Raw genomic sequence first — 13,447 nt, forward strand, 5'->3', positions numbered from 1 at the left:
TCATTATTAGATTGCACGTCTTTTTTTGCGATAATGTGTATACTTTACACATATATATAGTAACTTCGCAATTACAGAAACCATATCTGTCCGTTTCTGTTTAAGGAAGATTGATACATGTTAAAAAAGTGGAGTACATATTTACTTTGCGCATGGCTCATTAACGCCCTGGTTTGCTATCACCCTACCAATCCGTTTGAGAACCACCGTTTTAACAGCCACTGCGATATCGGCACTTGCTTTAGTGACGATACACTTTTGTCGTTTCTTGTTAATTTCCCCGGTAAATGCAAAAAGAACGACCAACAGGAGCAGCATAAAATAAATACCCGTAACCGGTACACGGTTAACAACCAGGTAAGTTTTATAGCTAACCTGCCCGTAGCCGAGGTTTTTACCTGTTCTGATTTTGCAAAACATCTTCGAATAAGCAGCCATAGCTTTTTTGAACACCGTACTTTTTCACTTGCCCAGTACGAACATCTCTTTCGTTTAAGTCCTTTCTGATCTGCTGTAATTTAACACTGCTTCTTGCAGTATTTTCCTGCTTTTGCGGCTAAGCCGTATCAAATATTTAATTACAGCAATTATTAAAAATGAAAAAATCATATGCGCCGGTGTATACCATGCTGGCGGTTTTAACAGTACTTATATACGGATGCGCAGGTGGTAACGCCAGCGACAAAAAGAAAGAAGAAGCACCCAGCTTTCCGGTTTATACACTTAAACAAACTGATACCGTTTTACAAACCGGTTACGTAGCCGACATACAGGCCATTAAAAACGTAGAGGTACGTACCCGCGTTAAAGGCTTTTTAGAAAAGATATTTGTAGACGAAGGTATGGCCGTTAAAAAAGGCCAACTCCTGTTCAAAATAAATGATGAAGAGTTCCGCGTCATGCTAAGCAAGGCGAAGGCTGCATTAAGCAATGCCCGTGCCGCTGCCCGGGCTACGGAGGTAGAAATGGAACGCATCAAAATATTGGTTAACAAAAATGTGATCTCAAAATCAGAATTAGATGTTGCCGAAGCCAAATTGAATGCGGACAGGGCAACGATTGAAGAAGCCCAAAGCGCTGTTCAAAGTGCCAATAATCATATTGCCTATACCAGCATTCGCGCACCGTTTGATGGCATTATTGACCGTATACCACTTAAAGCCGGAAGCCTTGTTGAAGAAGGCACACTCCTAACCGATATTAGTGACATAAGCGAAGTATTTGCCTATTTCAGTTTCCCCGAAACAGAATACCTGCGTTATGAACGCGCACGCCGGAATGCAACCAAGCAAGATGATGAGCAAGTGAAACTTGTACTATCTGATGGCAGTAAATACAACCATCCCGGTAAGATAGAAACTGTTGAAGGGCAGATTGAACAAAGCACAGGCTCGATAGATTTTCGAGCTCGTTTCCCCAACCCAAACAAATTACTAAGGCACGGTGCATCGGCCAAGCTATACATCACTACAGAAATGGATAGTGTGATATTGCTGCCACAGCAAGCCGTATTTGATATACAGGACAAAAGCTACGTTTACACGGTAGACGCTGCTAATAAATTACACATGCAGGCATTTAAGCCAATTACCCGTTTAGCCAGCTACTACGTGGTAAAGGATGGCCTTAAACCCGGAGAACGCATACTGTTGGAGGGTGCCCAAAACGCCCGCGACGGTATGACCATTAAACCGGTTGCGCCGCCCAAAAACCTGCTTGCCATGAAAGCGCAAGACGAGTAAGTCTTTCTTATTTTAATGTAATTATTAGCAATAGTAAACATGTTTGAAGTATTCATAAAACGACCGGTGTTATCACTGGTCATTTCCCTTATTATAACGCTGTTGGGCGTGCTGGCACTTATACAGTTACCGGTAACCCAATTCCCGGATATTGTGCCGCCATCCGTAACGGTAACGGCCAATTATACCGGTGCCAACGCGGAAGTTTGTGCCAAAGCAGTAGCAACCCCGCTGGAGCGCGCCATAAACGGTGTGCCCGGCATGACCTACATGAGTACCGTGTGTAGCAACAACGGGCTAACGGTTATCGAGATATTCTTTAATGTAGGTATCGACCCAGACCAGGCGGCGGTGAACGTGCAGAACCGTGTTTCCACTATTATTGATGAGTTACCCGAGGAGGTGATAAAAGCCGGGGTAACTACCGAGAAAGAGGTAAACAGTATGCTGATGTACCTTAATGTAATGAGTAAGGACAGCACGCTCGACGAGAAGTTCATTTACAACTTTGCAGATATTAACGTTTTGCAGGAGCTTAAAAGAATAGACGGTGTTGGCCGTGCCGAGATCATGGGTGCCAAAGAATACGCCATGCGTGTTTGGCTTAAACCCGATCGCATGTCGGCCTACCATATCTCTACCGACGAAGTTATTGCCGCTATCCGCGCGCAAAACGTAGAGGCTGCGCCGGGTTCTACCGGGCAAAGCTCTGATAAATCGCCGCAGTTGCTGCAATATACCTTACGTTATCCGGGTAAATTTTTTGAGCCGGACCAGTACAAGAATATCGTATTGCGTGCAGACAGCAGCGGTACCGTACTTAAATTATACCAGGTTGCTGATGTAGAGTTTGGTGCTTTAACCTATGGCATGATCTCCAAGACAGATGGCCGCCCATCGGCATCTATCATGATCAAACAGCGGCCCGGCTCCAACGCCCGAGAGGTGATCAACAACATCAAAAACCGCATGGCCGAGTTAAAGGAAACGCAGTTCCCATCCGGCATGGAGTACAACGTAAATTACGATGTATCCCGCTTTCTTGATGCATCCATCCATGAGGTTTTGCGCACATTGGTTGAGGCATTTATACTGGTGTTTATTGTGGTGTACCTTTTCCTTCAGGACCTCCGCTCTACGCTGATACCGGCATTGGCGGTACCGGTTGCCCTGATAGGTACGTTGTTTTTTATGCAGATGCTGGGCTTCTCCATTAACCTGCTTACGCTGTTCGCACTGGTGCTGGCCATCGGTATTGTGGTGGATAATGCCATTGTGGTAGTTGAGGCCGTGCACGTAAAAATGGCCGAAGAACATTTGTCGCCAATGGATGCCACCCTAAGTGCCATGAAAAGCATCAGCGGTGCCATCGTCGCTATTACACTGGTAATGTCCGCAGTGTTTGTTCCGGTGGCGTTTATGACCGGGCCGGTTGGCGTGTTCTACCGGCAGTTCTCGCTAACGCTGGCAATATCCATTGTAATATCCGGTGTTAATGCGGTAACCCTTACCCCTGCTCTTTGTGCCCTAATGTTAAAGCCGCACGATACCAGCAGGCCATCAAAAGGATTACTCGGCAGGTTCTTTACCGGCTTTAACAAACGCTACGATGGCATTCAAAACAAATACTCGGGCCTTATTACGCGTATTGCCGGTCGGAGAATAATTACCGTTGCCATGCTGCTGTTCTTTTTAGCGGCTACATGGGGCTTAAGCGCCATTTTGCCAACGGGCTTTATTCCAACGGAAGACCAGGGCGTTATCTATGCCAACATCACCACCCCGCCAGGCGCAACTGTAGAGCGTACAGAGCAGATCATGTCGTCCATTCAAGCGCAAAGCAAACAGATCCCTGAAATTGAATCGGTATCTACCCTTGCCGGTTATAGCCTGGTGAACAGCGTTGCAGGTGCATCATACGGTATGGTGATGATCAACCTGAAGCCTTGGGAAGAACGCGACAAGTCCATTGCTAAAATAACCGAAGAGTTAACGCAGAAGACTGAGTATTTAACTGATGCTTCTATACAGTTCTTCCCGCCGCCTACGGTACCGGGCTTTGGTAATTCCAGCGGTTTTGAGATACGGGTGCTGGATAAAACAGGTACCGGCGATCTGCAGAAAACAGCCGCGGTAACCAATAAGTTCCTTGCCGATCTAAATGCTACCGAACAGGTAGATGGCGCGTTCAGTAGTTTTGATGCTAACTTCCCGCAGTACATGATATCCGTTGACCAGGTGATGGCCGCCAAGAAAGGTATCACCATTGATGAAGCCATGTCTACCCTGCAAACGCTGATGGGAAGTTTCTATGCCTCAAACTTCATCCGTTTTGGGCAGCTCTACAAAGTGATGGTGCAGGCCTCGCCGGAATTTCGTACCAAGCCCGAGGATGTTCTCCAACTGATGATCAAGAATAAACATGGCGAAATGGTGCCGTTCTCTACCTTCATCAGTATGAAACGTGTTTTTGGCCCGGAGCAGCTAACACGTTATAATATGTACACATCTGCCATGGTAACGGGCGATGCCGCGCCGGGTTACAGTAGTGGTGACGCCATTAGTACCATTAAAACCATTGCGGATAAAAGCCTGCCGAAGGGCTATACATTTGAATGGTCGGGTATGACGAGGGAGCAGATCCTATCAGGTAGCCAGGTGATCTATATTTTTATCATCTGTTTGATATTCGTTTACCTGCTTTTATCAGCGCAATACGAGAGCTTCCTGTTGCCTATCCCGGTTATTCTCTCATTACCTACAGGTATTTTCGGGGCGTTTTTCTTTCTAAAGATCTTAGGGCTCGAGAATAACATTTACGCGCAGGTAGCATTGGTGATGCTCATCGGTTTGCTGGGTAAGAACGCCATCCTCATTATCGAGTTTGCCGTTCAACGCCAGCGCGAAGGCTTAACCGTTTTACAAGCTGCGGTAGAAGGTGCCGTGTCACGTCTGCGTCCTATCCTGATGACATCACTGGCCTTTGTAGCGGGTTTGATACCGCTTTGTATTGCCAGCGGTGCGGGCGCATTGGGTAACCGCTCAATTGGTACAGCTGCTGCCGGAGGGATGCTTTTCGGTACCATCTTCGGGCTTATTCTCATCCCCGGCCTGTACGTGATCTTCGCATCCATCGGCCAAAAGAAAAAGCCGGCACCAGAGACAGCTCACCACCTAATTGAAGTTCCTGAAAATGTAAATTAAAATGCACGTCAAACAATCAACTACATACAAATCGGTTTTACTCCTGCTGCTGGTTATGGCGGCAGGGTGTAAAACTTTTAAACCTATCGAGCCAAAAACAAATGAGCCTTTACCGGCAACGTTTGATGGCAGTACCGATACATTAAATGCAGGTTACCTGCCTGCTGCAAGTTTTTTTAAAGATGCCCGTTTGCTGAAACTGATAGACACTGCTTTAAGGGTAAACCCCGATCTGCAATCGGCTTTGCAGCGCATTGATATGGCTGCGGCAAATGTTAAGTTCAACAAATCGCTTTTGCTGCCAACGGTCAACTTCAATGCACGCGCAGGTTTGGAGCGTTATGGCGATTATACCATGAACGGCGTTGGTAACTACGATACCAACCTATCGCCAAACATCAATGATAAGCAACGCATCCCTAACCCTACCGCCGACCTTTTCGTGGGCTTCAGGGCATCATGGGAAGTTGACTTGTGGGGCAAATTAAAAAACCAGAAGAATGCCGCCCTGGCGCGTTTCCTGGCATCGCGCAGTGCCTATCGTTTGCTTACCACGGAGTTAACGGGCCAGATTGCTACTGCCTATTATCAACTGCTGACACTTGAGGTGGAGCAGAATGTGATCAATAAGAACATCAAACTGCAGGAAAACGCGCTTGAAATAGTTAAGGTACAAAAGTTAGGCGGCAGGGCCACTGAGCTGGCCGTACAGCAATTTGAGGCACAACTAAGCCATACACGCGGTTTACAATACAGCACGGCACAACAGATCATCGAAACGGAAAATCAATTGCGTTTACTCACAGGGTCATTTAATGGAACCATTGAACGCGACACCTCCCTGTTAACGCTAACGATGCCCGAAAAACTAAAGACCGGCGTACCAACCCAAATGCTGCTTAACCGCCCGGATGTGAAACAAGCAGAATTGGAATTAGCCGCGTTGGATGCTGATATTAAAAGCGCGCGTGCCGCATTTTTCCCGTCCCTTACATTATCTCCCTACACAGGCTACAACGCCTTTAAAGGCGCGTTACTTTTCAATCCGGGATCTGCAGTTTATGGGCTATTAGCAGATGTAACCGCACCGGTATTAAACCGCGGTCGTTTAAAAGCGGATTACGCTTCACGGATAGCTGAAGGCAAAGCGGCATTATTTAACTATCAGAAAACTGTTTTGAACGGGTACCAGGAAGTGATCAATAACCTCAAAGGCATGGAAAATTACAGCAAGTATTTTGAGCAAAAAAAGCTGGAGGTGCGTGCACTTAAAAACGCGGTTAGCGTGGCCAATGATCTTTATGTGGTTGGCCGTGCCAACTACCTGGAAGTAATTACCGCCCAGCGGGATGTGTTGACCGCGGAACTGGAATTAGCCAATATCAAAAGAGATGTATTTATAAGCGAAGTAAACCTCTACCGTGCCCTTGGCGGCGGCTGGAGATAAGATAGTTTTGTTTCTACTCGTGTTTTAATGATTGAAGCCGTACGTCGCGATGAGGTACGGCTTTATTTTAATAGTTTTCTCTATCTATGCAATATCAATTAAGCTGTTTTCTTACGCCAGAAAATATACGAACCGAATATCAGCACTAATGCTATAACTATCGGCGCCCAGGCCTTTACAGGATCACCGGCTGCTATGAACAGGTACATGGCACCTAAAACATCGAATGTAAAACCGGCATAAGCCCATTCTTTGAGCGTTTTTAAGCCTGGTGTAAGTAAAGCGGCTATGCCAAGTAGTTTAAGTACAGCAAGAAAAGGCATAAGTGCCGGGGCAATTCCTATGTGGGCCATCATTTGATCGCTTTCCGGCGTGCGTTTGAAACTCATTACGGCAGAAAAACCCATCATTAACACCAACAGGATAGTGAAGATCCAATAAGCAATGTTTACTTTTTTCATCATATTTAGGTTTGGTATGTTACTAATTTAATGCATAAACCTCATAACGCAAATTTAAACTGAAAAGGCTTCAAGAGAAGTTGTCATAAATGACAATATACCGGTATAAATGCGACACAAGTGTTGTAGGATGCCGAGATGCATCGTTGTATCAAAAATTAACTTAAATTTACTCTCATGAAAAAACAATCCGCTGCAAAAGGACCTGTTGCTGATATCGGTATGCTTATACACAGGCCGGCAGGTAAAGTTTTTGATGCCGTATGCGACCCTAAACATACCACCCAGTTTTGGTTTACCCATAGCACCGGAAAAATACAGCCAGATGCAGATTTGACATGGACATGGGAAATGTATGGTCACTCTATTCCTGTAAAGGTTAAAGCCTTTGAACGCAATAAACTTATTGTACTTGAGTGGGGCAGCGAAACACCTACAATTGTTGAATGGAAATTTACCGCGGTAACTGATACCGCTACATTTGTACAGATCATCAATTCAGGATTTAAAGGCAGCAAGGATGAACAAATGAAAAGTGTAATAGATGCCACTGGTGGCTTTACTTTGGTGTTAGCCGGGCTTAAGGCATGGCTGGAGTTTGGGGTAAAGCTTAACCTCATTGCTGATAGGTTTCCTAAAGGGTTGGAAAACAAAAACTAATTTTATCGACAAAAAAACTATAAAATAACATCACAGTAAGCATCTATTTTATAAAACATTTACGGGCGTTTACGCTTATCAGTTATTATCAAAACCATAAATGAGCTATCAATCGCAATTAGAACAGGTTAAACACTATGTTTTAACTTTTTTCGAAACTCACCACAATCATAAACTTGTTTACCATGATCAGCAGCACACCGAGGATGTAGCGTCTGCATGTATGCAAATTGGTAACCATTACCAGTTAAATGATACCGATTTTTTTATTGTAGTAAGTGCCGCCTGGTTTCATGATACCGGCTACCTGGAAAGCCTTGACCAACATGAACAACATAGTGCCAATTTAGCTCAAAACTATCTGCGTTCTATCGCTATAGATGAAGAAGTGACCAATCAGGTAGTAAAATGTATTATGGCTACCCGTATGCCTCAAAAGCCGGAAACCTTTTTAGAGCAGATCATTTGCGATGCTGACCTTTTCCATCTGGGCGGAGACAGCTTTAGCGAAAAAAGTAAATCGCTGAGAAAAGAAGCTATTAACATTACCGGGCATGATATCAGCAAACATCAATGGCGCCAAAAAACTATTGCCTTGATGGAACAACACCGTTACCATACGGATTATTGCCGTTTGCTACTGGATGCCGGAAAGCAAAGAAACCTGCTTGAACTGGTAAAAAAAGAGAACGAATGGAATATTGACAATCCGAAACAAGCCAAACAAGAGGCCAAAAAGAGTAAAGTTAAAGAAAACGCTAAAAGCATGGCAGTTGCCAAAGAGAAAAAAGAGGATAAGCAGGATAAAGGTGTCCAAACCATGTTTAGGGTGAGTTCAACCAACCATCAGCGGCTAAGCGACCTTGCCGACAATAAGGCGCATATCATGATTACCGTTAATTCCATCATATTATCAGCTATCATCAGCTTGCTTTTGCGCAGGTTAGAAGACCACCCGTATTTTGTTATACCTACCACCCTTATTATCGCGGTAAGTTTATCCGCCATGATATTTGCTATACTGGCCACCAGGCCATCTATACCCGATGGAACCTATACCCAGAGCGATTTAGATAAAAAAAAGGTAAACCTGCTTTTCTTTGGTAATTTTTACAGCATGAGCCTTGAAAATTACAAAGCCGGTATGCAGAAAGTTATGCATGATAGTGAATACCTTTATGATAGCCTTATTACGGATATCTACTCACAAGGGGTGGTTTTAGGTCATAAGTACCGTTTATTAAGATATTCATATAATATTTTCATGTTTGGCTTAATTGTATCAGTTGTGGCTTTCATGATATTTGCGGTAGTTAATATTAAGCACTAATGGCAAGCCAACGCTATTCAGACAGGCCTCTTTTTTTGATCATAGCCTTGCTATCTGTTTTCCTGCAAGCTTGCATTGACAACGGCCGAGAAAAAATAGTAAGTCCACCCGGTTATCAACTGGATAAACCGCAACGATTTAAAATGAGCGAAAACCTGCTTGAAATTTCTGGTATCGCTTTTAAGAATAATGAGGCTGATACTATATATGCCGTTCAGGACGAAGACGGGCGTGTTTTTTATTTTAAACCCGGCGATCGGAAGCCGGCTTACACACACTTTGCTAAACAAGGAGATTATGAGGATATCGGCATTCTTCACAACCGTATCATCGTGCTTAAAAGTAACGGCACTTTGTTTACTTTTCCTATTGAGCAAATTAAACAACTTAAGCCTTCCAATGTACAACAACTGAAAGGCATACTTCCCAAAGCCGAATACGAAGGTTTATACGTTGATAACACCACAAACAAAATATATGTGCTATGCAAAGACTGTAATATCGGAAACGAAGGTGTACTGAACGGCGGTTATATAATTGATGCTACCGATGAAAATAACTTGAAGCAGACGGGTACTTTTCAAATAGCCTTACCGAAATTATCTAAAAAAAGCGGGGTTGACGAGGCGTTTCATCCCTCAGCACTCGCTAAGAATCCTGTAAACGGCCTATGGTACATACTTTCTGCAACCAACAATCTTTTGTTGATAACAGATGCTCAGTGGCGTATAAAGGCAACCTACAAACTTCCACATTCACGCTTTACTCAGCCTGAGGGTATCGCTTTTGATAAAGAAGGAAACCTGTATATTTCTAACGAGGGAGACGAATTTGAAAACGGTAATATCCTTAAGTTTACCTACAACAAGCCTGCGGTAAAAAAATAATTTATTCCCCCTATAGCTTTTAACCTATATGAGGTTATTCCGATAAAACCATTTTTGTAGTTTCCGGCTTAGTTAAGCAGTTACTTAGCCTGCGATTACCGCTCATAATACAATCAGACTACGTACAAAGAGTTTTTAATAACGCATAGATATAAAGTAACTATAATAATAGTGGATATTATTATGATGAATTATTAAATGTAATTACAGCAAGTTATATTTAAAGCTAATTAGCTGAACCATTACATGAAGTATTTTTTACCTCTATATTTAGCGTTTGTAATGGGTTTAACCGTATGTGCAACAACCTATGCACAATCCATAAAAAATGATAGCATCACCGTTGCCATTGCACCCCAATACAATAGGGTAAGTAATTTACACAGAGTATTTTTAGGCGAGAATTATCGCAGGCTTTGGGCCGTTCCGGTTAAACTACGGGTTCTGCATTTACAAAAGGAAAAAGGTGGGCTGTTAATTGAACGGAAAGGCGGTGGCATGCAAACATCATCGCTGCGGCTAAAAGATACAAGCGGGCAGGAATGGGTTTTGCGCTCTGTTCAAAAAGATGCCGCAAGAGTTTTATCGCCTAAGCTCCGTCAGTCTGTTGCGCGCGATATTCTGCAGGATCAGGTATCAACCGCTAATCCTTTCGCAGCACTCACTGTACCCCCTCTCGCGGAGGCCTTGGGCATTGAGCATACTCATCCGGAAATAGTTTACCTCGCTGATGAGGAAGCTTTAGGGGAATACAGAAAAGACTACGCGAACAAGGTATATCTCTTTGAAGAACGACAGCCTGAGGATGCCACTAAGACCGACAACACCTTTAAGGTACAGAAAAAAATACGAGAGGATAATGATGTAACCTTTGATGCAAAAATAGTGTTGAGAGCCCGGTTATTGGATATGATCTTGGGAGATTGGGACCGGCACGAGGATCAATGGAGATGGGAGAAACATAAAAGCGGGAAGCAGACAGTTTATATCCCCATACCTCGCGACCGCGACCAGGTATACTACAAAACTTCCGGCATACTTCCCTGGATTGTTGCTCATCAATGGTTAAAATCTAAATTTCAACCCTACCAACAAAACATAAGAGACGTTAAAGCGTGGAATATCAACGCGCAATATTTTGATCGGTATTTTTTAAATGGATTAGATGAAGCTGATTGGCATGAACAGATCAGCTACATACAGCAACACCTGACGAACGAGGTAATTGAGGCTGCATTTAAACGGCTCCCCCATAAAATTTACGAACTGTCGGCAGCGCAGCTCATTAACATCATGAAAGCCCGGAGAGACCACATGCCGGACTGGGGCATGACTTATTACTATTTCCTGGCGCAAATTGTAGATGTACCGACATCTGATAAACGCGAAAAATTTGATGTAAATTATTTACCGGATAGTTCTATTGATGTTACCGTGCATAAAATCGCCAAAAGTAACGAGGAAAAACAGGTTATCTACCACAGAACGTTTATTGCTCAACAAACTAAAGAAATAAGGCTTTATGGCTTTGATGGCGATGATGATTTTAATGTATCCGGAGCCGGTAAATCGCCCATAAAAGTGCGCTTGATAGGTGGCAGCGGTATAGATACATTTAATTTCGCCGATAATGTAAAGAATAAGCATAGGCTATTGGTGTATGATCGGCCTGACCAGGAGAATGTTATTTCAGGAAAATCTAAAGCTACTTTAAGACTTTCTACCGATACAGCAGTAAATACCTACAACCGGGAAAATTACAAGTTTGACCGATCGGAGCCGATTATTCTGGCCAATTATAATAATGATTACGGGCTATCATTGCTTGCCGGTTTTGCCATTACTAAGCACGGTTTCAGAAAAGAGCCATATGCTTCACGGAACGAGTTTTTAGTTAATTATTCGTTGGCAAGGCATTCATTTGAGCTAACCTACCAGGGCATTTTCAAAAAGGCTGTAGGCAATAATGACCTTAACATCAATGTACATTCGCTTGGCCCCAACCGTGTCAACAACTTTTTTGGCATTGGTAACGAAACCGTTTTTGAGCAGAATCATTTAACCGATGAAAAGGGCGATCTGCAAAAGCCCATCGAATACTATCGCAACCGGTATGATCTGGTGAATGCCAATATCAGTTTGTCGCATAATTTTAATAAACTCATTATATATGCGGGTTTAGCAGGGCAATACTACACCAGTAATGCCGGCAGTAATAACCTAAAATTCCTACAGGCTTATGATCTATCCCACCCCGATCAAAATGTTTTTTCCAGCAGGACCTACGCCGGATTCATTACGGGTTTTACCTATGATACCCGTAACAGTGTTATCCCTACTAAAGGCATTTACTGGACAACTAATATAACCGGCCTGCAACAACTCAATAATGCTCATAAACAGTATGCGCAATTATCTACAGAGTTTAGCTTTTTCCTCAATCCTGGAGGCGACTCTACGTTAATTATTGCCAACAGAACAGGCTGGGGTACAACAATAGGTAATGCCGAATATTTCCAGCAACTAAAACTTGGGGGATTGCAAACTTTAAGGGGTTACCATACATGGCGGTTCACCGGCAAGAGCATGGCCTACAACGGATTAGAACTACGGCTTAAAGTCTTGAATTTTAATTCTTACCTTTTCCCGGGCTCTATTGGTATTACGGGATTCAACGATGTAGGCCGTGTTTGGGTGCCGGGCGAGGCGTCCTCCAAGTGGCATGATGGTTACGGTGGTGGAATATTTATTAATCCCGCCGATCTGATATCCATTCAATATTCACAAGGCTTTTCTACTGAAGGATCAATACATTATTTATCATTTAACTACCGATTTTAGGCGTCAATTATCATTTTGAGTTACTTTGACCCAATCTACCATCATTTTTGCTTTGCCGGCACGTATTGAATCTAATGTTTTCTGTGATAAGCCAAAATAAGGTTTTTTAATGCCATTCACCTTAAAAGGGTAAACCCCTCCCACCGCGAAGTTCAGGATAAGATATTGCTTGTTGGTAAATACCCAGTTGCCATAATGTTCGGCCATTGCTTTATTTACCCTGAACATAGGTACTCCATCATATTTAAACAGTAGGCTTTGAGGGGTCCACTCAACCGAATAAACATGCCAGTGCGTAACATCATTCTCCCGGCTAAAATACATTCGGTTCACAAATGGCGTTTCGCCACTGTAATGCGGTCCGTGAACGGCAGCGCTTGCCCAGTCAGCTTCGCCAACAAACTCCATAATATCTGTTTCGCCGCAATCGGGCCAGTTACCATACCCTAACATCCACCATGCCGGCCATAAGCCATCGCCAGCTGTCATTTTAATACGCGCTGACGCAGTACCATAGGTAAAATCAAACTTATCTTTAGTATTAATACGGCCCGATATGAAATCAAACTGCTGGCCATCGAATGTTTTAAATCCAGGCGAGTACACAGGGCTCAATACCAGGGCTCCGTTGGTAGCCCCCTCTGCATTACCTTTAGTGAAAGATATCACCTTGCCCGAATCTACGTAAGCCTGTAACTCATCGTTAACGTGCATGCCTGTTACAACAGGTGTCCATTTACTACGGTCAAGCTTACCTTTTGCGAAGTCATCAAAGAAAATTGTTCTGCTGGCCAAAACAGGAGTCCTTTTGCTTTTTACCTGCGTATAACCAACGCTTGTATAGACGGTGAAGATTAAAACAAGCAAATATTTAC

10 protein-coding genes are annotated in these 13,447 nt (G+C 43.6%); 8 read left to right on the forward strand and 2 right to left on the reverse strand.

All coding sequences use genetic code 11. The features are described 5' to 3' along the window. The first annotated feature begins 117 nt into the window (after positions 1-117). The 4 genes from CKK33_RS13145 to CKK33_RS19720 all read left to right on the forward strand — a co-directional run bounded on the left by CKK33_RS13145 (position 118) and on the right by CKK33_RS19720 (position 6,393). The gene (locus CKK33_RS13145; protein ID WP_095704546.1) at positions 118-507 is read left to right on the forward strand and encodes a hypothetical protein; all 390 of its coding nucleotides are present in this window, start codon (positions 118-120) and stop codon (positions 505-507) included. Between the two features lie 89 nt (positions 508-596). Continuing rightward, positions 597-1,742 (forward strand): efflux RND transporter periplasmic adaptor subunit, encoded by a 1,146-nt coding sequence (locus tag CKK33_RS13150; protein WP_198952468.1) that lies wholly within the window; start codon positions 597-599, stop codon positions 1,740-1,742. 39 nt (positions 1,743-1,781) lie between these two features. Further along, complete coding sequence (locus CKK33_RS13155; protein ID WP_095704547.1) at positions 1,782-4,946, forward strand: efflux RND transporter permease subunit; 3,165 nt, start codon at positions 1,782-1,784, stop codon at positions 4,944-4,946. Position 4,947: 1 nt separating this feature from the next. Next, positions 4,948-6,393, forward strand: a complete 1,446-nt coding sequence (locus CKK33_RS19720; RefSeq protein ID WP_233138214.1) for a TolC family protein — start codon at positions 4,948-4,950, stop codon at positions 6,391-6,393. Positions 6,394-6,491: 98 nt separating this feature from the next. On the opposite strand, the gene CKK33_RS13165 is transcribed toward CKK33_RS19720, so the two are convergent. Continuing rightward, the gene (locus CKK33_RS13165) at positions 6,492-6,854 is read right to left on the reverse strand and encodes a DoxX family protein (RefSeq protein WP_233138215.1); all 363 of its coding nucleotides are present in this window, start codon (positions 6,852-6,854) and stop codon (positions 6,492-6,494) included. A gap of 177 nt (positions 6,855-7,031) precedes the next feature. Between CKK33_RS13165 and CKK33_RS13170 the strand changes: the two genes are divergently transcribed. From CKK33_RS13170 to CKK33_RS13185, 4 genes are all read left to right on the forward strand, one after another. Further along, positions 7,032-7,514 carry an SRPBCC family protein gene (locus tag CKK33_RS13170; RefSeq protein WP_095704549.1) on the forward strand — a complete coding sequence of 161 codons (483 nt, stop codon included), beginning with the start codon at positions 7,032-7,034 and terminating at the stop codon, positions 7,512-7,514. Positions 7,515-7,614: 100 nt separating this feature from the next. Continuing rightward, positions 7,615-8,844: a Pycsar system effector family protein gene (locus CKK33_RS13175; RefSeq protein WP_095704550.1), complete on the forward strand. Its 1,230-nt coding sequence runs from the start codon at positions 7,615-7,617 to the stop codon at positions 8,842-8,844. Beyond that, on the forward strand, positions 8,844-9,731 hold the full coding sequence (locus tag CKK33_RS13180; protein ID WP_095704551.1) for an SdiA-regulated domain-containing protein: 888 nt from the start codon (positions 8,844-8,846) through the stop codon (positions 9,729-9,731). Before CKK33_RS13175 ends, CKK33_RS13180 begins: the two co-directional genes overlap by 1 nt. 246 nt (positions 9,732-9,977) lie before the next feature. Beyond that, complete coding sequence (locus CKK33_RS13185; protein WP_095704552.1) at positions 9,978-12,572, forward strand: hypothetical protein; 2,595 nt, start codon at positions 9,978-9,980, stop codon at positions 12,570-12,572. 3 nt (positions 12,573-12,575) lie between these two features. On the opposite strand, the gene CKK33_RS13190 is transcribed toward CKK33_RS13185, so the two are convergent. Then, positions 12,576-13,367 (reverse strand): family 16 glycosylhydrolase, encoded by a 792-nt coding sequence (locus tag CKK33_RS13190; RefSeq protein ID WP_198952469.1) that lies wholly within the window; start codon positions 13,365-13,367, stop codon positions 12,576-12,578. Between the last annotated feature and the right edge of the window lie 80 nt (positions 13,368-13,447).

Origin of the sequence: Mucilaginibacter sp. MD40, assembly GCF_002288635.1 — a bacterium.
GTDB lineage: Bacteria > Bacteroidota > Bacteroidia > Sphingobacteriales > Sphingobacteriaceae > Mucilaginibacter.

Coding starts and splice junctions, on each gene's coding strand:
- CKK33_RS13185 (WP_095704552.1), top strand. CDS start 9,978: ATGAAGTATTTTTTACCTCTATATTTAGCGTTTGTAATGGGTTTAACC.
- CKK33_RS13175 (WP_095704550.1), top strand. CDS start 7,615: ATGAGCTATCAATCGCAATTAGAACAGGTTAAACACTATGTTTTAACT.
- CKK33_RS13155 (WP_095704547.1), top strand. CDS start 1,782: ATGTTTGAAGTATTCATAAAACGACCGGTGTTATCACTGGTCATTTCC.
- CKK33_RS19720 (WP_233138214.1), top strand. CDS start 4,948: ATGCACGTCAAACAATCAACTACATACAAATCGGTTTTACTCCTGCTG.
- CKK33_RS13145 (WP_095704546.1), top strand. CDS start 118: ATGTTAAAAAAGTGGAGTACATATTTACTTTGCGCATGGCTCATTAAC.
- CKK33_RS13150 (WP_198952468.1), top strand. CDS start 597: ATGAAAAAATCATATGCGCCGGTGTATACCATGCTGGCGGTTTTAACA.
- CKK33_RS13170 (WP_095704549.1), top strand. CDS start 7,032: ATGAAAAAACAATCCGCTGCAAAAGGACCTGTTGCTGATATCGGTATG.
- CKK33_RS13165 (WP_233138215.1), bottom strand. CDS start 6,854: ATGAAAAAAGTAAACATTGCTTATTGGATCTTCACTATCCTGTTGGTG.
- CKK33_RS13180 (WP_095704551.1), top strand. CDS start 8,844: ATGGCAAGCCAACGCTATTCAGACAGGCCTCTTTTTTTGATCATAGCC.